Genomic DNA, 20,467 nt, shown 5'->3' on the forward strand with positions numbered 1-20,467 from the left:
ATTTCGAGTAAGCAGGGTTATTGCGCCGAAGAATGCAACTTGGTTGCAGCCAATGACGGGTACGTTTACGTCGCTTCGAGACGATTAAGGGCGAATTGGATCGGCAGGTGCGCCCACAATATGGGTTCAGTTCAAGGGGCGTAACCCGCCCAGCACTACAAGGATAAGATCAGGTCGTTCAAGGCTAGGACGCTCGCCGAAAATGCATTCGTGCTGCCCCGGAGGGATAGGCACCGGTCAAAGGGTGGAGTGGCCAGGCAACCTGATGGTATGCGAACGATACGACAGATCGATCCGCCAGAGCATTCGTCAAGAGAGTAAAGGCATTATCGAAGGAGCCAGTCGCTCCTGTCGGGGCATCGCCCGCAAGCGGAGGATCGCGCCGCGCCGTGCATGCGATTGGACCTCTCGTCCCGCTGCGCTGCTGAGATCTCTCCTGTCAGGCGGTCTAGGTTCCGCGCTTCGGGCCGAGCAGGAAAACTATGAGGGCAGCGACGAACGTGGCAACAGCACTGTAGGCAATGGCGCTGGCGATCCCCGCATTCTCCACCAATAGCCCGCCGAAAATCGCGCCGGCTGCGATTGCCACTTGGAATGCTACGACCATCAGCACACCGGCGCTTTCGGCCTGCTCGGGAACGGCCCGCCGCACCATCCACGTCTGTAATCCCACCGGCACCGCGCCGAAGGCAAAGCCCCACGCGCCAACCGCAATCCCCGAGGCGAAGGCCGATGCTCCCGCCGTCAGTAGCGAAACAGCCGCTATCCCTATGAGCAGCGGTGCAAGGGCCGCGACTGCCTTGAGACTGTACTCGGCCAGAAGCCCGCCGGCCAAATTGCCGAAGAATCCGCCGATGCCAAAAGCAAGCAACACAAGCGAGATCGTCTCGACGTCAAGCGCGGGAATCTTTTCGAGGAAGGCGCGGATATAGGTGATCCCGGCGAAGTGGCCGGAAGCGACCAGCAGGATGACAAAAAGCGCAACCTTGACCATCGGAATCTTTGCCACATCCAGCAGGCTGCGGACGCTAGTCACTCCAATCGGAGGCAGTCTCGGAATGGTTATGAGCTGCACGAGCAGTGTAGCGACGCCGCCGGCTGCGGCGAGCATGAAGGCGCTTCGCCATCCCCAGATATCGCCGACATAAGCGCCGATTGGAGCTGCGCAGACGGTAGCTACGGAAACGCCGGTGAGGATGGTCGACATAGCGCGAGGCAGGAGGTGGCTTGGAACGAGCCGCATCGCCAGTGCTGCCGACATCGACCAGAAGCCTCCGAGCGCTATGCCGAGCACGACGCGTGCAGTCAGGAGAACCGCCAGCGACCACGCGCCGGCCGCCAGAACGTCCGACAGGATCAGCAGGACCGTCATGGTCCACATGACGGTCCTGCGGTCCAGGCGCTTTGTGATGATGGCCACCGTCGGCGCCGAGATCGCCCCGACGATAGCTGTCGCCGTCATCGCCTGTCCAGCCGCTCCCTCGCTGATACCGAGATCATGCGCGAGGGGCGTGAGCAGGCTGACAGGCAGAAACTCTGCCGTGACCAGCCCGAAGGTGCCCAAGGAAAGCGAAATGATGGCACCCCATGCGGGACCAGACGGTGGGACAGGCTTTTCTGGGTCGTGCAGAACAGCGTTCATGACGCCTGCTGCGGATCGGGTCATGAACGAAGTCTCCACTTTGATGCAATGCAACGTGATGTAGGCTGCCTTGACCCAAATCTAAAAACACAAGCGCATTTCCCGGCGGCGTTGCACTGAGGAGGGGATGTTCATTGCTTCGCGATACTTTGTGACGGTGCGGCGCGCAACATCAATGCCGGTTTCCTTCAGCCGGACAGCGATGTCCTCGTCGGAAAGCACGTCGCCGGGAGATTCTGCGGCAATGATCGCTTTGATCCGATGCCGGACAGCTTCGGCGGAGTGCGCATCGCCGCCTTGGCAGGACGCGATCGCGACGGTGAAAAAATACTTCAGTTCAAAAACTCCGCGCGGGGTAAGCATGTACTTGTTCGAGGTCACCCGGCTTACCGTCGACTCGTGCACGCCGATCGCGTCAGCGACGGTTCTAAGATTGAGAGGCCGCAGGTGGGCGACGCCATGTTCCAAAAAGGCATCCTGCTGACGCACGATTTCAGCCGCAACCTTAACAATCGTCTTGGCGCGCTGATCGAGGCTGCGGATTAGCCAGTTCGCGTTTTGCAAGCATTCTTCGAGAAATGCTTGATCTTTCGAATTTTGGGCAGTCTGACGCGTGACTTCGGCATAGTAGGTTTGGTTGATCAGCAGCTTCGGCAGCGTGGCGGGATCAAGTTCGATCTGCCACCCGCCTTGCGGCGAGGGTGTGACCAAGACGTCGGGTATGATTGATTCAGAGGCACCGGATTCGAATCTGTTCCCAGGCTTTGGATCGAGCGCACGAACCTCATGCATCATGTCGAGAAGGTCTTCTTCATCGACGCCGCAATGCTGCTTCAGCGCCTCAAAATCGCGTCGCGCAAGCATTTCAAGATGGGCAACCAAAGCTGCCATTGCCGGGTCGAGCCGGTTTCGCTGGCGCAACTGAATCTCGAGGCATTCTCTGAGACTTCGCGCAAAAACTCCCGGTGGATCAAATTGTTGCAAGGTTCCGAGAACCCGTTCCACAACAGCCTCATGGACATTTAGGCTCTCGGCCAGCTCCAAAAGGTTTGCCCGAAGATAGCCAGTGTCTTCCAGATCGGCGGCAAGCTGGCCAGCGATCAGCCGCTCCTGTGGTGTGAACGCAGTGAGGGCGATCTGACGAGCGACATGGTCGTGCAATGTTTCGGCGAGGGTGGCAAACTCGTCGAGGGAAGGGCCATTGCCCGGCGGGTTGTTGGTCGTGTTGCGAAGTGATTTCCATTGCCCGAGCCGTTCAGGCGACCCTGCCCCGGTCAGTCCTTCAACGGCGTTTGCACCAGGGCCGAGAGGCTGATCCGCTCCCGAAATCGAAGCATCGTCAAAAGGCCCGCCATCGTTTGACGCAGATTCCAAGAGCGGGTTCTTCTCGATTTCCCGCTCCACGAACTGATGCAGTTCGGTATGCGCCAGTTGCAGTAAGCGAATCGACTCAATGAGTTGAGGCGATGCGACGATGGATTGCTTCTGGCGCTGAAACAGGCTTGCTGAAGATTGCATGGTGAGTGCGATAATCCTGTCGAGGAGCCTCTTGGGGCCTGCAATGGCGCCAGTGAGACGTTTTCTAGGTCATGCGGCGGCTTTCAGCGTTTCAAGGACGTTTTGCGGGGATGAGACGCCATACGGGTCGGCCTCGCAGTTGTCGGAGAAACCTTCCTCCTCGAACCAGTGCTCCACCACGCCATTGTTGATCAGGGCGGCGTAACGCCATGAGCGCATCCCGAATCCGAGATTGTCCTTGGCAACCAGCATGCCCATCTTGCGTGTGAACTCGCCTGAGCCATCGGGGATGAGCTCGACCTGCTTCAGGCCCAAGGACTTCCCCCACGCATTCATGACGAAGGCGTCGTTGACTGAGAGGCAGTAAATCGCGTCAATTCCCTCCTTCTCAAACTCATCATAGAGCTCTTCGAACTTGGGCAATTGGTAGGTCGAGCAGGTCGGCGTGAAGGCGCCAGGCAGCGAGAACAGGATGACGCGCTTGCCGGCAAAGTAGTCGTCAGATGTCTTTTCTTCCCAGCGATATGGATTTGGCCCCTCGACCGACTTATCGTGAACACGCGTGAGAAAGGTGACGAAGGGAACTTTCTTTTGAACTGTCATCAAGTTGCTCCTAAAGAAGAAAACTGCCGTTGAATTCTGGCATAGGCTGGCGCAATTCCGAGCAAAGGCTCGTATGCTCGGGCACGGAATGAGGGCCTCGGCGGCTCGCAACTTCCTTTCCATCCCGACGTATGGGAACGTCTTGGCGGCTGGTCTTGGCCACGCGAACGCAATCGATCTGAGCGAGCTGGAGACCGTCGAGCCGCTTGCTTTCCACGGCTATGGCGCCGGAAGCGGGATCGGTCACCCGCGATCGTGCCCGGGGAAAAGGGATAGCGGCCGGCAGTAGCCAATATCGCAAGCATGTGGCGACCTGAAATGTCACTTCACGCAGACTCGGGTCACTGGACTGGTTCAGCGTGTTGTCGATATGTGGCAGTGACCCGCCGGCCTTGGCTTGGGTGACCCTTTGACGGGGCCCTTGGGCACTCCCATGCTGAACAGAACCGGTAAACGGCATTTGCGCGAGCGGCCCGTGTTGGCGTGCCGGCATCGGACCAGCCATGCGCAAAGCGGCCACCGAGAACGGCCTTCCGGAGGAGACGATGTCCCGATGTTCAGCGGGAACGGGCACCGTCTCCTCAGGCCACTGTCTAGAGCTTCGCGCGTCGGGCATGGTGCAAGTCGCTTTCATCGTAATTTGATGGTGCTCTAACCAGGAGCAGCAAGCGGCGTGCCATTTCAAATAGAGGTGCTGTTGGACCGCCCCCTTCTTCTCGGAGGCCGTGTCTTAGAAGACCGGAGCGCGCTATGCCGCCTCGTCACATAGGCAACAACGATGCTGTATGGTGCGGATATTCGGCGCTTCAGCCCCGGCTGGGCAAAGAAGAACCGGAAGCCGAGCCGATGCACCACCTAAGGCTGGCGGGCACTCCAGTCGTAGCGTGTGCCGCTAGCGTTCATGGGTACCCAGCACGGCTATCGCGAACACGCGCCTCTCGCAGCAACATGAGCGCGCGCTCTTGGGCAAGCGCCTTGGCGCCGTGAGGATCGAATTCCGCAATCGTGTCTGTTTGCCGCCCTCTTATGTTCGAAACTGGACCAGAATGTCGCAGGCCCGACCTAAAGGTCGCCCGAGGCGTTCTGTCCGACACTGTTCCATCGCCTTTGTTGGCCCGCGACACCGGCTTATTTCGCCTAGTTCTTCTCTGGCCTCAGGCTAAGCCGCTGAGAAGCTGCTACGATTTTTTTCTGCTGCGGCCAAATTGGCACGAGATTTGAAGCACCTTCGTTGCGGGCCGGGAGCCGCCGACCGACTTTCATTTCGTGGATGACACGAATGGAACGAAGAAAGAAAAGCAAAATGTCAAATCTGCGTCGGATAGCGTCTATGGGCAGGGGGGCCTCGGCGAAAGCCCTTACCCAACAGCTCGCCGCCCTTGTCGACGCTTGCGCAGGAAATCTTGGCCGGCGGCGAGTCAAAGGCCCACCACACGGACTTTATCCTGACCTCGAAGGTACAGGATAATGTTCTGCATCTCGCCGCGCGATGTGCCTAGACAGTTCCGCGTTAGCCGATCTTGATAATCGGTCTGCCTCCGGACGACGTCGTCTACATGCCGTCTTAGGTCTTCGCTGCCGCAGCGTCCGCCGGTCACCTTCCGCCCTTCCATCGCTACCGAGTGAAGTGCCATCATGCCCGAACAACCTTTGCCGACGCTGCCGATGTGGCGGGTCGATCACATTGAGCCCTCGCCCGAGATGTTGGCGCTGCGGGCCAACGGTCCGATCCACCGCGTGCGCTTCCCGTCCGGGCACGAAGGCTGGTGGGTCACAGGCTATGACGAGGCCAAGGCGGTGTTGTCCGACGCGGCGTTCCGGCCCGCGGGAATGCCGCCGGCCGCATTCACCCCGGATTCGGTGATTCTCGGTTCGCCAGGATGGCTGGTCTCGCACGAGGGGGGCGAGCATACGCGGCTACGCACGATCGTGGCGCCGGCCTTCAGCAACGGCAGGGTGAAGCAGCTCGCGCAGCAGGTCGAGGCGATCGCCGCGCAGTTGTTTGAGACGCTGGCGGCCCAGGCCCAGCCCGCCGATCTGCGGCGCCACCTCTCCTTTCCGCTTCCAGCCATGGTCATTGGCGCGCTGATGGGCGTGCTCTACGAGGACCACGCCTTTTTCGCCGGGCTGTCCGACGAGGTGATGACGCACCAGCATGAAAGCGGCCCGCGAAGCGCGTCGCGCTTGGCCTGGGAAGAACTCCGCGCCTACATTCGCGGCAAGATGCGGGACAAGCGCCAGGATCCGGGCGACAACGTGCTGACGGATCTGCTCGCGGCGGTCGACCAGGGCAAGGCGACCGAGGAAGAGGCGATCGGCCTGGCGGCGGGCATGCTGGTGGCGGGGCACGAGAGCACCGTCGCGCAGATCGAATTCGGCCTGCTGGCCATGTTCCGCCATCCGCAACAGCGCGAACGCCTGATCGGCGATCCATCCCTGGTGGACAAGGCGGTAGAGGAAATCCTGCGCATGTACCCGCCGGGCGCCGGCTGGGACGGCATCATGCGATATCCGAGGACCGACGTGACCATTGCGGGCGTGCATGTTCCCGCGGACAGCAAGGTGCTGGTCGGCCTGCCGGCGACGTCGTTCGATCCGCGCCATTTCGACGACCCGGAAATCTTCGACATAGGACGTGACGAAAACCCGCACCTGGCGTTCTCCTACGGGCCGCACAACTGCGTCGGCGTGGCGCTGGCCAGGCTGGAACTCAAGGCGGTGTTCGGTTCGATCTTCCAGCGCTTTCCCGCGCTGCGCCTGGCCGTGGCGCCCGAAGAACTGAAGTTGCGCAAGGAGATCATCACTGGTGGGTTCGAGGAGTTCCCGGTGCTCTGGTGATGCTCGGATGCCACCAGGAATCGCGATGTTCTCGAATTGCCGGCGCGCCTGCCGCGCGCCGATCAGATCAGCCAGCCAACAGGTGACCAAGATGGACGTGCAAGAAACCACGGCAGCATGCCAGGACGCCTTCGCCGAACTGGCGTCGCCAGCGCGCATTCAGGACCCGTACCCATTCATGCGGTGGTTGCGCGAGCACGATCCGGTACATCGCGCGGCCTCGGGCCTCTTTCTGTTGAGCCGCCACGCCGACATCTACTGGGCGCTCAAGGCCACGGGCGATGCTTTTCGGGGGCCGGCGCCAGGCGAACTGGCGCGCTATTTCCCGCGTGCGGCGACCAGCCTGTCGCTAAGTCTGCTGGCGTCCACTTTAGCGATGAAGGAACCTCCAACGCATACGCGTCTGCGCCGGCTGATCTCGCGCGATTTCACCATGGGCCAGATCGACAAGCTGAGGCCGACCATCGCTCGCATCGTCGCAGCGCGCCTGGACGGCATGGCGCCCGCGCTGGAGCGCGGGGAGGCGGTGGACCTGCATCGGGAATTCGCGCTGGCCTTGCCCATGCTGGTTTTCGGTGAACTGTTCGGCATGCCCCCGGACGACATTCTCGCGCTCGTCACCGGCATCAGCGCCATTCTGGAAGGCCTGAGCCCGCACGCCAGCGATCCGCAGCTCGCCGCGGGGGACGAGGCCAGCGCCAGGGTGCAGGCCTACTTCGGCGACCTCATACAGCGCAAGCGCACCGATTCCCGCCACGACATCGTGTCAATGCTGGTCGGCGCACACGACGACGATGCCGAGACGCTGTCGGATGCGGAATTGATCAGCATGCTCTGGGGCATGCTGCTGGGCGGCTTCGCCACCACTGCTGCGGCCATCGGCCATGCTGTCCTGGCGATGCTGGCGTATCCCGAACAGCGGCACTGGCTGAAGGGAGATGCCGTGGGGGTGAAGGCATTCGTCGAAGAAGCCCTGCGCTACGACGCGCCCGCCATGTTCAGCTCCATTCCGCGTATCGCCCAGCGCGACATCGAAATGGGCGGCGTCGTGATCCCGAAGAACGCGGACGTGCGCGTGCTGATCGCGGCCGGCAATCGCGACCCGGACGCCTTCGCAGATCCCGATCGCTTCGATCCCGTGCGGTTCTGCGGCACCAGTCCTGGCATGTCGATCGACGGGAAGATCATGCTGACCTTCGGCCACGGCATCCACTTCTGCCTTGGTGCGCAGCTGGCCCGGGTGCAGTTGGCCGAAAGCCTGCCGCAGATCCAGGCGCGCTTCCCCACGCTGGCATTGGCCGAGCAGCCGACCCGGGAGCCCTCCGCGTTCCTTAGGACGTTCCGCGCGCTGCCGGTGCGGCTGCATGGGCAGGAGGGCTGAGATGCGCGTCGTGGTCGATCAGGATCTGTGCGGAACTACCGGACAGTGCGTGCTGACGCTGCCGGGCACCTTTCGCCAGCGCGAACCGGACGGCGTGGCCGAAGTGTGCGTGGCGACGGTCCCGCAGGCGCTGCATGACGCCGTGCGGCTTGCGGCCAACCAGTGCCCGGTCGCCGCCATTCGGGTGATCGAAAGCGACGCCGGCCATGACGAGCGCGCCAGCGCCGACCCTGCGCCTTCTCCGGCGCAGGCCGAGCGGCATGCCCCCGAAGAACAATGCAATTCAGGAGGCACGATGGGACGGTTTGAAGGCAAGGTGGCCGTGGTGACCGGCGCCGGCGCCGGCATCGGCAAGGCATGCGCTCTCGCCATCGCGCGCGGGGGCGGCAGAGTGGTGGTGGCCGACATTGATGGCTCGGCGGCCATCGCCTGCACCGCGCAGATCGCGGCCGATGCAGGCCACGCGCTGCCCATAGCCATGGATATCGCCGATGAACAGGCGGTGGCAGCACTGTTCGAGACGGCGGAGCGGCACTTCGGGGGGGTCGACCTGCTGGTTAACAATGCGAGCGCCATGCATCTGACCCCGCGCGACTGCGCGATCCTCGACCTGGACCTGGCAGTCTGGGACCAGACCATGGCGACCAATCTGCGCGGCACGCTGCTCTGCTGCCGGCAGGCCATCCCACGGATGATCGCCCGCGGCGGTGGCGCGATCGTCAACATGTCGTCGTGCCAAGGGCTCAGCGGTGACACGGCGCAGACGTCCTATGGCGCGTCGAAGGCGGCGATGAACATGCTCTCGGCTTCGCTCGCCACCCAGTACGGTCATGCGCAGATTCGCTGCAACGCGGTTGCGCCGGGTCTTATCATGACCGAGCGTCTCCTCGCCAAGCTGGACGAGTGCATGCAACGGCATCTGCGCCGGCACCAGCTCCTGCAGCGCGTCGGCCGCCCCGAGGACGTGGCCGCGCTCGTGGCGTTCCTGCTCTCCGCCGATGCTGCGTTCATCACCGGCCAGGTCGTGTGCATCGATGGCGGCATGCTGGCGCATGTGCCGACATACGCGGACGGTGGCAACAGCTGCGCCGCGCGCCCTGCCGGCGATACCGAATCGGCGACGGCGGCGCGCTGCTGATGGACATACTGCTCAACCCACTCAACCGTCGGCACCGGCTGCGATCCGACATCCCGGTCATGCCCGGCGCTTTCCCCCTGGTCGGGCATCTTCCCGCCATTGTCTGCGACCTGCCGCGCCTGCTGCAACGCGCAGAACGGACGCTGGGCAGCCACTTCTGGCTGGATTTCGGCCCTGCCGGACATCTGATGACCTGTGTGGATCCGGACGCATTCTCTCTGCTCAAGCACAAGGACGTGTCCTCGGCGCTGATCGAAGAGATCGCGCCCGAATTGCTTGGCGGAACGTTGGTTGCCCTGGACGGCGGCGCTCACCGGCAGGCTCGCGATGCCATCAAGACAGCGTTCTTGCCCAAGGGGCTGACCCAGGCCGGGATCGGCGACCTGTTCGCGCCGGTCATCCAGGCGCGGGTGCAGGCGTGGCGCGCCTGCGGCGAGGTAACTATCCTGCGCGAGACCGGCGACCTGATGCTGAAGCTCATCTTCAGCCTCATGGGAATCCCCGCGCAGGACCTGCCGGGATGGCATCGCAAGTACCGGCAATTGCTGCAGTTGATCATCGCGCCACCGGTCGACCTGCCCGGATTGCCTTTGCGGCGCGGCCGCTCCGCCCGCGACTGGATCGACGCGCAGTTGCGCCGGTTCGTCCGCGATGCGCGCGCGCATGCCGCGCGCACCGGGTTCATCAACGACATGGTGAGCGCTTTTGACAGCAGCGACGGTCCGCTCTCCGATGACGTCCTGGTCGCGAATATTCGCTTGCTGCTGCTTGCCGGTCACGACACCACTGCCTCGACGATGGCCTGGATCGTGATCGAGCTGGCGCGGCAGCCTGTGCTGTGGGACGCCCTGGTCGAGGAGGCGCAACGCGTGGGCGCGGTGCCGACCCGGCACGCGGACCTGGCGCAGTGTCCGGTCGCCGAGGCGCTGTTCCGCGAGACACTGCGCCTGCATCCGGCGACCACGCTCCTGCCGCGTCGCGCGCTTCAGGAATTGCAACTCGGCCAACGGCGTATTCCCGCGGGCACCCACCTATGCATCCCGCTGCTGCATTTCTCGACCTCGGCGCTGCTACACGAGGCGCCTGATCAGTTCCGCCTGGCGCGGTGGCTGATACGCACAGAACCGATCCGGCCCGTGGACATGCTGCAGTTCGGTACCGGCCCACACGTCTGCATCGGCTACCACCTGGTATGGCTGGAAATGGTGCAGTTCTGCATCGCCTTGGCGCTGACCATGCACAAGGCCGGGGTGCGGCCGCAGTTGCTGAGCGACGTCGAAAAAGGCCGGCGCTATTACCCGACCGCACATCCGTCCATGGCAATCCGCATAGGCTTCTCATGAGCTGGCGTCGCACGCCCTGTGTGGCAAGGCAGCGGCGCTGGCGGGGCGCGGCATTGCTGCACTCGGCGCACGCACTCGTGTGACGACTTGCGCTCGCCGTGGCCGTCTCAGCTACAAGGACATGAACAACATGCAAACCGGTTCCACAATACACGACGACCGAACTGGCGTTTCCGCATTCGGCGGGTTGGGCGCGCAGGCGCGTGGCGCATCCGGCGGGCTGGTCCCGGAGATCTGGATGCAGGACGGCGCAAAGCGGGTCGAACAGGCGCTGGCGCGTCTGCTCTGCGCCGAAGACGACGGTAAGACAGAGCTGATGGCAGCCATGCGCTACGCCACCTTGCATGGCGGGAAGCGCACCAGAGCCTTGCTCTGTCTGGCTGCCGGCGCACTGGCGGGCACGCCGGCGCACATGCTCGACGACGTCGGCGCCGCCATCGAGATGATGCACGCCTGTACCCTGGTCCACGACGACCTGCCCGCGATGGACGACGACGTGCTTCGCCGCGGCCTTCCGACCGTGCACGTAAAGTTCGGCGAAGCCACTGCGATCCTGGTCGGCGATGCGCTGCAGGCCCACGCCTTCCTGACGCTGGCGAGCCTGGATGCGCCGGGCGACAATCGTATAGCGCTCGTGCGCGAACTGGCGCATGCGGTGTCCGCCGAGGGTGCCGCAGGCGGGCAGGCCATGGATCTGTCGCTGGTCGGAAAGCACGCCGGGCTGGACAGGGTCCTGGGGATGCACCGGATGAAAACCGGAGCGCTAGTGCGCGCGTCGGTTCGCATGGGCGCGCTATACTCCATCGCGGAGGATGCCGCGCACTCTGCGCTGTACAGTGCGCTCGATCGCTACACCGCATGTTATGGCCTGGCGTTGCAGGTGGCCGACGACATTCTCGACGCGACGGCGGATACCGCGACTCTTGGCAAGACCCCCGGCAAGGACGCGGCGGCGCAGAAGCCGACCTGCGCGTCGATCATGGGGCTGCAGGCTGCGCGCCAGTTCGCCCTGTACTTGTTGCACGAGGCCGGGGAGGCCATCGCCCCTCTGGGGCCGCGTGCGGAAGGGTTGGCGCAGATGCTGCAGCGGGCCAACGTCTATCTGTCCGCGCCATACGCATGAGCGCGCCCATCCGTAAGGACTCGCCCCTGTGCTGGTGCGATCGGCCGGCGGGCGCTGCATGCTGCACTGTGCCCGCGTCGGCGGCGGCGTGCGCGACGTCTGCCCGTTTCTGTTCTCGTTAGCCCTCTGCAGAAGGAACATCCCGCGTGAACGCGCTGTCCGAACAGATCCTTTCCGAATTGCGTCACCTGCTGAGCGAGATGAGCGACGGCGGCAGCGTCGGTCCGTCCGTATACGACACGGCGCGAGCTCTGCAGTTCGACGGCAACGTCACCGGTCGGCACGACGCATACGCGTGGCTCTTCGCGCAGCAACAGGCCGATGGCGGATGGGGAGGTGCGGACTTCCCGCTGTTTCGCCATGCGCCCACCTGGGCGGCGCTGCTGGCATTGCAGCGTGCCGATCCTCTTCCCGGCGCCGCCGACGCAGTCCAGGCTGCAATCCGGTTCCTCGAGCGCCAGCCCGATCCCTACGCGCATGCGGTGCCGGAAGACGCGCCCATCGGCGCGGAGCTGATCCTGCCGCAGTTGTGCGACGAGGCCGCATCCTTGCTGGGCGCCTTGGCGTTTCCGCGCCACCCGGCGCTGTTGCCGTTGCGGCAAGCACGCCTGGTCAAGCTGGGGGCTGTGGCGACCTTGCCGAGCGGCCATCCGTTGCTGCACTCCTGGGAAGCCTGGGGCGCGTCGCCGGCCACCGCATGCCCGGACGACGACGGCAGCATCGGCATCAGTCCGGCGGCCACCGCCGCGTGGCGTGCGCACGCCGTGACACAGGGAAGAACGCCGCAGGTCGGGCGCACCGACGGGTATCTGCAGGCGGCATCGCGGGCAACGCGCACCGGCATCGAAGGTGTCGTTCCCAACGTCTGGCCGATCAATGTGTTCGAGCCATGCTGGTCGCTGTACACCCTGCATCTGGCCGGTCTGTTCGCGCATCCCGCGCTCGCCGAGGCGGTGCAAGTGATCATCGCGCAGCTCGAAGCCCGCCTCGGCGTGCGCGGTCTGGGCCCGGCCTTGCACTTCGCGGCCGATGCGGACGACACCGCCGTTGCGTTGTGCGTCCTTCGCCTTGCAGGCCGCGACCCGGCGGTCGATGCATTGCGCCATTTCGAAACCGGCGAGCTGTTCGTCACCTTCCCCGGCGAGCGCAATGCCTCGGTGTCGACCAACATCCATGCCCTGCATGCGTTGCGAATGTTGGGAAAACCCGCCGCCGGCACCAGCGCCTACGTCGAGGCCAATCGCAACCCGCACGGTCTATGGGACAACGAAAAATGGCACGTTTCGTGGCTGTATCCCACCGCGCATGCGGTCGCTGCGTTGGCGCAAGGCAAGCCCCAGTGGCGCGACGAGCGCGCGCTGGCAGCGCTGCTGCAGACGCAGCGCGACGACGGCGGCTGGGGCGCCGGTCGCGCGTCCACATTCGAGGAAACCGCCTATGCGCTGTTCGCGTTGCACGTGATGGACGGGACCGAAGAGCCGGCAGGGCGACGGCGCATCGCGCAGGCGGTGGCGCGCGCGCTGAAGTGGATGCTCGGCCGCCACGCAGCGCACGCACTGCCCCAGACGCCGCTGTGGATCGGCAAGGAACTGTATTGCCCCACCCGGGTGGTGCGCGTGGCCGAACTCGCCGGGTTGTGGCTGGCGCTTCGTTGGGGGCGGCGCGTCTCGGCCGAGGGAGCAGGAGCCGGGCCATGATCCCGACCGATCGCGCGCTGCAGCAGGTGCTGGAGTGGGGGCGTTCCCTGACCGGGTTCGCCGACGAGCATGCCGTGGAAGCAGTCCGGGGCGGCCAGTACATCCTGCAGCCCATCCAGCCGAGCCTGCGCGACACCAGCGCCCGCACCGGCCGCGATCCGCTGGACGAAACGCTGATCGTGGCGTTCTATCGCGAACTGGCGCTGCTGTTCTGGCTGGACGATTGCAACGACCTTGACCTGATCGCGCCGGAGCAGCTCGCCGCGGTGGAGCAGGCGCTGGGGCAGGGCGTGCCGTGCGCGCTACCAGGATTCGAGGGCTGTGCTGTGCTGCGCGCTTCGCTCGCCGCGCTCGCCTACGATCGTCGCGACTATGCCCAGCTTCTCGAGGATACCCGGTGCTACTGCGCGGCGCTGCGCGCCGGACACGCGCAGGCGGCAGGGGCGGAGCGATGGTCCTACGCCGAGTACTTGCAGAACGGCGTGGACGCGATCGCCTACACGAACGTGTTCTGTTGCCTGTCGTTGCTGTGGGGGCTGGACATGGCGACCTTGCGCGCGTATCCGGCGTTTCGCCAGGTCCTGCGGCTCATCTCCGCGATAGGGCGCTTGCAGAACGATCTGCATGGACGCGAAAAGGATAGGTCGGCCGGCGAGGCCGACAACGCGGCGATCCTGCTGCTGCAGCGCTATCCGGCTATGCCTGTGGTGGAGTTCCTCAAGGACGAGCTGGCCGGCCACACACGCATGCTGCACCGGGTGATGGCGCAAGAACGCTTTCCCGCGCCGTGGGGACCGTTGATCGACGCCATGGCGGCCATCCGCGCGCAGTACTACGAGACCTCAACCAGCCGCTACCGCAGCGACGCTGCGGAGGGAGGCCAGCGTGCGCCGGCCTGAACGCGCGGGAAGCGCCGGCGTGCGCGCGCTCCCGTCGGTTCGATCCGACGCAACGCCGTCGCCCGATGGGGCGGATGGAGCGAGCATCAGCGACACCAACCTGAGCCGGCGCAAGGACGACCACCTGGACATCGTGCTGGATAGTCGAACGGCACGGGCCAACGCCGCCGGCTGGGAGTACATTCGCTTCGAACACTGCGCATTGCCCGAGTTGGACCTGACGCAGATCGACCTCAGCGCCTCGCTGCTGGGCAAGACCATGCGCGCGCCTCTGCTGATCAGCTCCATGACCGGCGGCATGCCACGCGCCGAGGCCATTAACCGGCATCTGAGCGAGGCAGCGCAAGCCTTGGGGATCGCCATGTGCGTCGGTTCGCAGCGCGTGAGCCTGCAATCCCGCAACTCCCAGGGGCTGACGCGCGCGCTGCGCCGCCTGGCTCCAGACGTTCCCTTGCTGGCCAATATCGGCGCCGCGCAACTGCGTGAGGCCGACGGCCTGGACCTCGCGCGCCGGGCGGTGGATGCACTGGAGGCCGATGGACTCATCGTCCATCTCAATCCGCTGCAGGAAGCGGTACAGCCGGAGGGCGACCGTGACTGGCGCGGCGTCCTGGCGCAGATCGCTCGCGCCGCACGCAGCGTGGGCGTGCCGATCGTGGCCAAGGAAGTGGGGTCGGGCCTGTCCGCCTCGGTGGCCTGTGCACTCGTCGAGACGGGCGTGGCGGTGATCGATGTCGCCGGCGCGGGCGGCACCAACTGGGCCGCAGTGGAGGGCGAGCGCGCCCGCGATGCCGCCGACCGCGCAGTGGCGATGGCGTTCGCCGATTGGGGGATTCCGACTCCGGCCAGCGTGCAGGCGGTACGTCGGGCGCTGCCAGCGGTGAAGCTGATCGCGTCGGGCGGGGTCAGCGACGGCGTCGACGTGGCCAAGGCTATCCGCCTGGGCGCGGACATCGCCGGGCAGGCAGCCGGCGTGCTGCGCGCGGCTACCCAATCCACCGAGGCCGTTGTCGCGCATTTCGAGATCGTCATCCGCCAGTTGGCCGTCGCCTGCTTCTGCACCGGCTCGGCTGATCTGGCGGCGTTGCGTCAGGCGCGCTTGTTGCCCTCGACGCATCTGCCCGCCGGTTGATGCCGGCGTAGCCCGCACGTGGCGGCGGGCGCCTAGCCTTGCCGAGTGAGAAGATCGCGGACCGCCGGGCCATTCGCGCTCGTCGCGGGGTTTTTCGGGTGCTGCTTCGTGATCAAGGAGGCGTTCCGCCATATGGACAGCCGCGAGTAAAGCGTATTCGACGGCTATCTCGATGCTCGATCAGGGTGACCGGTCACGCCGAAGATGAGTCCCTAAAAGCGTCGGAACACCAGCTGCGGCGGAGACCGGCAGGAGCAGATGGTGCAAATCCATTACAATGAAGGAGTGGCGATCCACATTGACCCCCAGTCAGCGCGGCCGGCCGTATGAACGAGAAGAGACGAGCGATTTCAGCTGCCGGACCGCCTTGATTTAACGTCCGATGATTTCGGAGCGCTGATCGGGCGTCCGTTTCGGACGGCGCCATCGTCGGGCGGCGCTAAATGCAGGATAATTGATCTCTTTTCGTATCATAAAGCTGATGCATGATACGCGAACAGATCATGACGTGTTGACTCGATCGCTGGATAAGGTACTCTGCCATATCATCTAGCATTGGAATGGATCGTTTACGTATCATATGGACTCTCAATCGGAAATTCTGCGCGAAATCGGTGGGTTTTTCAGGCAGGCGAGGCTGGCCGCTGCCATGACGCAGGAGCAGGTCGCTGATTTGGCGGGTATATCCCGTCCCCGATATCGCGACATCGAAAAGGGAGCCGCAGCCGCGCGTGCGACGACGCTCATGAATATCGCTCGCGCGCTCGGTCTGGAAATGATGCTGGTTCCGCAAGCCATGGTTCCGGCTGTCCAGGCTCTATTGCGTCCGCATGATGATGACGATCGACCCGCCTTTGTTTCTCAACCTGACGATGACGATCATGGCCCCAGTCTTTCGCGCACCTAAGACGATCCCGTCCCTGGACGTGCTCTTGAACGCAGTGAAGATCGGCACAATCGTCAGGACGCCGGGTGATTTCAATGCATTCAACTTCGATGAGGCCTACCGCGCGACGGGCGGCTTTCCGGTTCTCAGCCTGTCGTTCCGGGCAGCGACGGGAGGATTGCGGAAAGATCCGAAGCCTATGGCGGGCGCCTTGCCCGCTTTCTTCGCGAACCTCCTGCCGGAGGAGAAATTGCGCGAGGCGATGGAAAGGCACCACGAAGGCAATGTGCGGCCAGGCAATGATTTCGACCTTTTAGCGGCGCTGGGCGCCGATCTGCCGGGAGCCGTACGGGCGTTGCCCAGTGACGGCGCGATAGCGGTGTCACAGGATGCTTCAAAGGATAAGCCCAAGGCACGGTTCTCGCTTGCCGGCGTGCAGATGAAACTGTCGGTCATGAAGAACACTGGAAAAGGCGGCGGCCTTACCTTGCCGATGGACAACGAGCAGGGCCGGTACATTGCCAAGTTCCCTTCGACGGCCTTTCCGGGCGTTTCCGAGAACGAATTCGCCAACCTGGCGCTGGCAGCAGCAATCGGCATGGACGTTCCTGAATGCGAACTGGTCGAGAAGTCCGATTTTGAGGGCGTTCCCGAAGAATTCAACACGCTGTCGGAAGGCAAGGTCCTTCTCGTCAAACGCTTCGATCGCGGCGCCGATGGCGAGAGGATACACATCGAGGATTTCGCTCAGGTCTTCGGTGTCTACCCCCCGCGCAAATATGAGGGGGCTGCTTATCACGACATAGCCCTGGCTCTTGGCGTGGCCGTCTCGCCTAAGGCGGCTCTCGAGTTCGTCCGCCGCCTGGCACTGACCGTCATCACCGGCAATGGCGACATGCACCTGAAGAACTGGTCTTTGATCTATCCCGGTACCGGCGACAAGCCGGCGCTTGCACCAATCTACGACGTCCTGTCCACCGTGCCATATATTCCCGCCGACGCCATGGCGCTGTCGCTTGGAGGGGAGCGCTCGTTCAAGGCGCTAGCAGCACCGCGATGGAAAGCATTTGCGAACCGTGCAAGGCTTCCGGAGCCGGCAGTCCTGAAGGCAGTGGTCGAGACAGTCAAACTCGTCAACGAGTACTGGTGGCATCTGCCTGAGCGCGACCTTGTCGCAGCGAAAGTGCTCGAGCGGATCGACGAACATGTGAAGGCGATGACGCCGATACTGAACTCCTGCGCCGAGAAGTGAACCGAGTCCCTCGGGTTGATATAGCGGAACTATTCGCCCGTGGCCCCGGATGAGTGGCCGTGGATCGGTGGTATGCCAGGATCGCGCGCAAAGTCGGCGGAGTGTCCACTAGGACACGCGTTGAAAAGCACGTCAGCTCGCGGGCACAGAAGAGTTCGCAGCATCCCGCAGAGGGTGCGGTTCAAACGAATGCGGTGACTGAGGATCGCGATCCGACGCTTTGTGTCGCCAATGTCGCGTCCGCTACACGGGCTGTTTCGACGATCCTTTCTTGGAACTCGAGCTAAACCCCTGAAAAGCAACCATCAAATTATTCTTCGGTTCGATCAGCCAAATTGGCACGAGTCTTGAGATCCTTAGGTGCGAGGCGGCTACAGCTGCCCGACCGGCATTCATGTCGCGGCAGCCGCGATGAATGGAACGAAGGAAGGAAAGCTACATGTCAGGTTTGCGTCAGATCGCCTTTTACGGCAAGGGCGGCATCGGCAAGTCCACCACCTCCCAAAATACGCTCGCCGCCCTTGTCGACCTCGGGCAGAGAATCCTCATCGTCGGCTGCGACCCCAAAGCCGACTCCACCCGCCTGATCCTGAACGCGAAGGCGCAGGATACCGTCCTGCATCTCGCGGCAGAGGAAGGTTCGGTGGAAGACCTGGAACTCGCGGACGTGCTCAAGGTCGGGTACAAAGGCATCAAATGCGTGGAGTCGGGCGGACCCGAGCCGGGTGTCGGCTGCGCCGGCCGCGGCGTGATCACCTCGATCAACTTCCTCGAGGAGAACGGCGCCTATGACGACGTCGACTATGTCTCCTACGACGTGCTCGGGGATGTGGTGTGTGGCGGTTTCGCGATGCCGATCCGCGAGAACAAGGCCCAGGAAATCTATATCGTCATGTCCGGCGAGATGATGGCGCTCTACGCCGCCAACAACATCGCCAAGGGTATCCTGAAATACGCCCATTCGGGCGGCGTGCGGCTCGGCGGCCTGATCTGCAACGAGCGCCAAACCGATCGCGAGCTCGACCTCGCCGAAGCGCTGGCTTCCAGGCTCAATTCCAAGCTTATCCACTTCGTGCCGCGCGATAACATCGTCCAGCACGCCGAGCTCAGGAAGATGTCTGTCATTCAGTATGCGCCGGACTCCAAGCAGGCCGGGGAATACAGGGCGCTGGCCGAGAAGATTCACGGGAATTCGGGCCAGGGCACCATCCCGACCCCGATCACCATGGAGGAGCTCGAGGACATGCTGCTCGACTTCGGCATCATGAAGACCGACGAGCAGATGCTTGCCGAGCTTCAGGTCAAGGAAGCGGCCAAGACTGCCGCACAGTAGCGACTGCTGCCGACATGAGGCGCCGCCTTACCTGGTGCGCCTTTCAAAGAACGGCGCCTCGTCGGTGAGGCGTCACCCTGAACCTTGAAAGGGGTCCCATGAGCCTGGAATACGAGAATGACGGTGCCCTCCATGCGAAGCTTATCGAGGAGGTGCTGTCGCAATATCCTGACAAGTCGGCGAAGCGCCGCAAAAAGCACCTCAGCGTTGCAAAGAGCGGCGACGAGGCTGGCGAGGAAAGCGAGGTCCTTTCCGAATGCGATGTCAAATCGAACATCAAGTCCATCCCCGGCGTGATGACGATTCGCGGCTGCGCCTATGCCGGCTCGAAAGGCGTGGTGTGGGGTCCAGTCAAGGATATGGTCCATATCTCGCACGGCCCGGTCGGCTGCGGGCAATATTCCTGGTCTCAACGCCGAAACTACTACGTCGGCACGACCGGCATCGACACGTTCGTCACCATGCAGTTCACCTCCGATTTCCAGGAGAAGGACATTGTTTTCGGCGGCGACAAGAAGCTCGAACGGATCATCGACGAGATCGAGGAACTGTTTCCGCTGAACAAGGGCATGACTGTGCAATCCGAATGCCCGATCGGCCTGATTGGCGACGACACCGAAGCTGTGTCCCGCAACAAGGCCAAGGAGCACGAAAAGACAATCGTGCCGGTGCGCTGCGAGGGCTTCCGCGGCGTCTCGCAATCCCTCGGCCACCACATCGCCAACGACGCGATCCGCGACTGGGTGTTCGAGAAGAAGGAAGTGGAGTTCGAGGCCGGCCCGTACGATGTCAATGTGGTCGGCGACTACAATATCGGCGGCGACGCTTGGGCTTCGCGCATCCTGCTTGAGGAGATGGGCCTGCGCGTGGTCGGCAACTGGTCGGGCGACGCTACGCTGGCCGAAATAGAGCGGGCGCCAAAGGCGAAGCTAAATCTCATCCATTGCTACAGGTCGATGAACTACATCTGCCGGCACATGGAGGAAAAGTATGGCATCGCCTGGATGGAGTACAACTTCTTCGGCCCCTCCCAGACCGAAGCCTCTCTGCGCAAGATAGCCAAGCATTTCGGGCCGGAAATCGAGGCCAAGGCCGAGGTGGTCATCGCCAAATACCGGCCGTTGGTCGATGCCGTAATCGCCAGGTACCGGCCGCGCCTCGAAGGCAGGACGGTGATGCTCTATGTCGGCGGGCTGCGCCCCCGTCACGTCGTCACGGCATATGAGGACCTGGGCATGGTGATCGTCGGCACTGGCTACGAATTTGGCCATAACGACGACTATCAGCGCACTGGCCACTACGTGAAGAAGGGCACCCTGATCTATGACGACGTGACTGGTTACGAGCTGGAGAAGTTCATCGAGGGGATCCGTCCTGATCTCGTGGGCTCCGGCATCAAAGAAAAGTACCCGGTCCAGAAGATGGGCATACCGTTCCGTCAAATGCATTCCTGGGATTATTCCGGCCCGTATCACGGCTACGACGGCTTCGCCATCTTCGCCCGCGATATGGATCTGGCCATCAACAACCCGGTCTGGAACCTCTACGACGCCCCCTGGAAGAAAAAAGCCGAGCCGTCGGCGGCGATCGCAGCCGAATGAAACCCTGGCCTCCCGGAAACCGGGAGGCCGTGAACGCCTGTGGCCGCTTGTCCGCGGGCGACCTGAAACTTTCGACGTCCC

Annotated in this window: 15 protein-coding genes and 1 pseudogene; 13 read left to right on the plus strand and 3 right to left on the minus strand. The window is 63.4% G+C overall.

The genetic code is table 11. The features are described 5' to 3' along the window. Positions 1-448 precede the first annotated feature (448 nt). The 3 genes from NKI46_RS27095 to NKI46_RS27105 form a co-directional block, all read right to left on the minus strand. Positions 449-1,666, minus strand: coding sequence for an MFS transporter (locus NKI46_RS27095; protein ID WP_352748871.1), 1,218 nt, complete (start codon positions 1,664-1,666; stop codon positions 449-451). Positions 1,667-1,723: 57 nt separating this feature from the next. Then, the gene (gene rpoN / locus NKI46_RS27100) at positions 1,724-3,160 is read right to left on the minus strand and encodes an RNA polymerase factor sigma-54 (RefSeq protein ID WP_352748874.1); all 1,437 of its coding nucleotides are present in this window, start codon (positions 3,158-3,160) and stop codon (positions 1,724-1,726) included. Positions 3,161-3,229: 69 nt separating this feature from the next. Continuing rightward, positions 3,230-3,763: a peroxiredoxin gene (locus NKI46_RS27105; RefSeq protein WP_023698264.1), complete on the minus strand. Its 534-nt coding sequence runs from the start codon at positions 3,761-3,763 to the stop codon at positions 3,230-3,232. A 1,635-nt stretch (positions 3,764-5,398) separates the two neighbouring features. Between NKI46_RS27105 and NKI46_RS27110 the strand changes: the two genes are divergently transcribed. The 13 genes and pseudogenes from NKI46_RS27110 to nifD all read left to right on the plus strand — a co-directional run bounded on the left by NKI46_RS27110 (position 5,399) and on the right by nifD (position 20,386). Further along, positions 5,399-6,601: a cytochrome P450 gene (locus tag NKI46_RS27110; protein ID WP_352748876.1), complete on the plus strand. Its 1,203-nt coding sequence runs from the start codon at positions 5,399-5,401 to the stop codon at positions 6,599-6,601. Between the two features lie 91 nt (positions 6,602-6,692). Further along, a complete protein-coding gene (locus NKI46_RS27115) occupies positions 6,693-7,982 on the plus strand; it encodes a cytochrome P450 (RefSeq protein ID WP_352748934.1) in 1,290 nt (429 codons plus the stop codon). Between the two features lies 1 nt (position 7,983). Next, a pseudogene (locus NKI46_RS30990) lies at positions 7,984-8,109 on the plus strand (ferredoxin); the annotation flags it as partial. Positions 8,110-8,277: 168 nt separating this feature from the next. After that, positions 8,278-9,120, plus strand: coding sequence for an SDR family oxidoreductase (locus NKI46_RS27125; protein WP_352748937.1), 843 nt, complete (start codon positions 8,278-8,280; stop codon positions 9,118-9,120). Beyond that, positions 9,120-10,463, plus strand: coding sequence for a cytochrome P450 (locus tag NKI46_RS27130; protein ID WP_352748878.1), 1,344 nt, complete (start codon positions 9,120-9,122; stop codon positions 10,461-10,463). The genes NKI46_RS27125 and NKI46_RS27130 overlap by 1 nt, the downstream gene beginning before the upstream one ends. Positions 10,464-10,593: 130 nt before the next feature. Then, complete coding sequence (locus NKI46_RS27135; protein ID WP_352748940.1) at positions 10,594-11,586, plus strand: polyprenyl synthetase family protein; 993 nt, start codon at positions 10,594-10,596, stop codon at positions 11,584-11,586. Positions 11,587-11,732: 146 nt separating this feature from the next. Next, a complete protein-coding gene (locus NKI46_RS27140) occupies positions 11,733-13,283 on the plus strand; it encodes a hypothetical protein (RefSeq protein WP_352748881.1) in 1,551 nt (516 codons plus the stop codon). Beyond that, positions 13,280-14,182 (plus strand): terpene synthase family protein, encoded by a 903-nt coding sequence (locus NKI46_RS27145; protein ID WP_352748883.1) that lies wholly within the window; start codon positions 13,280-13,282, stop codon positions 14,180-14,182. Before NKI46_RS27140 ends, NKI46_RS27145 begins: the two co-directional genes overlap by 4 nt. A gap of 85 nt (positions 14,183-14,267) precedes the next feature. After that, on the plus strand, positions 14,268-15,314 hold the full coding sequence (gene fni / locus NKI46_RS27150; protein WP_352748943.1) for a type 2 isopentenyl-diphosphate Delta-isomerase: 1,047 nt from the start codon (positions 14,268-14,270) through the stop codon (positions 15,312-15,314). A 580-nt stretch (positions 15,315-15,894) separates the two neighbouring features. Next, a complete protein-coding gene (locus NKI46_RS27155; protein ID WP_352748885.1) occupies positions 15,895-16,221 on the plus strand; it encodes a helix-turn-helix domain-containing protein in 327 nt (108 codons plus the stop codon). Then, positions 16,196-17,452: a type II toxin-antitoxin system HipA family toxin gene (locus NKI46_RS27160; RefSeq protein WP_352748887.1), complete on the plus strand. Its 1,257-nt coding sequence runs from the start codon at positions 16,196-16,198 to the stop codon at positions 17,450-17,452. The genes NKI46_RS27155 and NKI46_RS27160 overlap by 26 nt, the downstream gene beginning before the upstream one ends. 439 nt (positions 17,453-17,891) lie before the next feature. After that, a complete protein-coding gene (nifH, locus tag NKI46_RS27165) occupies positions 17,892-18,785 on the plus strand; it encodes a nitrogenase iron protein (protein ID WP_023763052.1) in 894 nt (297 codons plus the stop codon). A gap of 98 nt (positions 18,786-18,883) precedes the next feature. Beyond that, complete coding sequence (gene nifD, locus NKI46_RS27170) at positions 18,884-20,386, plus strand: nitrogenase molybdenum-iron protein alpha chain (RefSeq protein ID WP_352748890.1); 1,503 nt, start codon at positions 18,884-18,886, stop codon at positions 20,384-20,386. Positions 20,387-20,467 lie beyond the last annotated feature (81 nt).

Source organism: Mesorhizobium sp. M0615 (assembly GCF_040320805.1).
Classification (GTDB): Bacteria; Pseudomonadota; Alphaproteobacteria; order Rhizobiales; family Rhizobiaceae; genus Mesorhizobium.

What these genes read in the sequence shown, in the direction of transcription:
- NKI46_RS27095 (WP_352748871.1), bottom strand. Translation starts at nt 1,666, where the DNA reads ATGACCCGATCCGCAGCAGGCGTCATGAACGCTGTTCTGCACGACCCA.
- rpoN (WP_352748874.1), bottom strand. Translation starts at nt 3,160, where the DNA reads ATGCAATCTTCAGCAAGCCTGTTTCAGCGCCAGAAGCAATCCATCGTC.
- NKI46_RS27105 (WP_023698264.1), bottom strand. Translation starts at nt 3,763, where the DNA reads ATGACAGTTCAAAAGAAAGTTCCCTTCGTCACCTTTCTCACGCGTGTT.
- NKI46_RS27110 (WP_352748876.1), top strand. Translation starts at nt 5,399, where the DNA reads ATGCCCGAACAACCTTTGCCGACGCTGCCGATGTGGCGGGTCGATCAC.
- NKI46_RS27115 (WP_352748934.1), top strand. Translation starts at nt 6,693, where the DNA reads ATGGACGTGCAAGAAACCACGGCAGCATGCCAGGACGCCTTCGCCGAA.
- NKI46_RS27125 (WP_352748937.1), top strand. Translation starts at nt 8,278, where the DNA reads ATGGGACGGTTTGAAGGCAAGGTGGCCGTGGTGACCGGCGCCGGCGCC.
- NKI46_RS27130 (WP_352748878.1), top strand. Translation starts at nt 9,120, where the DNA reads ATGGACATACTGCTCAACCCACTCAACCGTCGGCACCGGCTGCGATCC.
- NKI46_RS27135 (WP_352748940.1), top strand. Translation starts at nt 10,594, where the DNA reads ATGCAAACCGGTTCCACAATACACGACGACCGAACTGGCGTTTCCGCA.
- NKI46_RS27145 (WP_352748883.1), top strand. Translation starts at nt 13,280, where the DNA reads ATGATCCCGACCGATCGCGCGCTGCAGCAGGTGCTGGAGTGGGGGCGT.
- NKI46_RS27155 (WP_352748885.1), top strand. Translation starts at nt 15,895, where the DNA reads ATGGACTCTCAATCGGAAATTCTGCGCGAAATCGGTGGGTTTTTCAGG.
- NKI46_RS27160 (WP_352748887.1), top strand. Translation starts at nt 16,196, where the DNA reads ATGGCCCCAGTCTTTCGCGCACCTAAGACGATCCCGTCCCTGGACGTG.
- nifH (WP_023763052.1), top strand. Translation starts at nt 17,892, where the DNA reads ATGTCAGGTTTGCGTCAGATCGCCTTTTACGGCAAGGGCGGCATCGGC.
- nifD (WP_352748890.1), top strand. Translation starts at nt 18,884, where the DNA reads ATGAGCCTGGAATACGAGAATGACGGTGCCCTCCATGCGAAGCTTATC.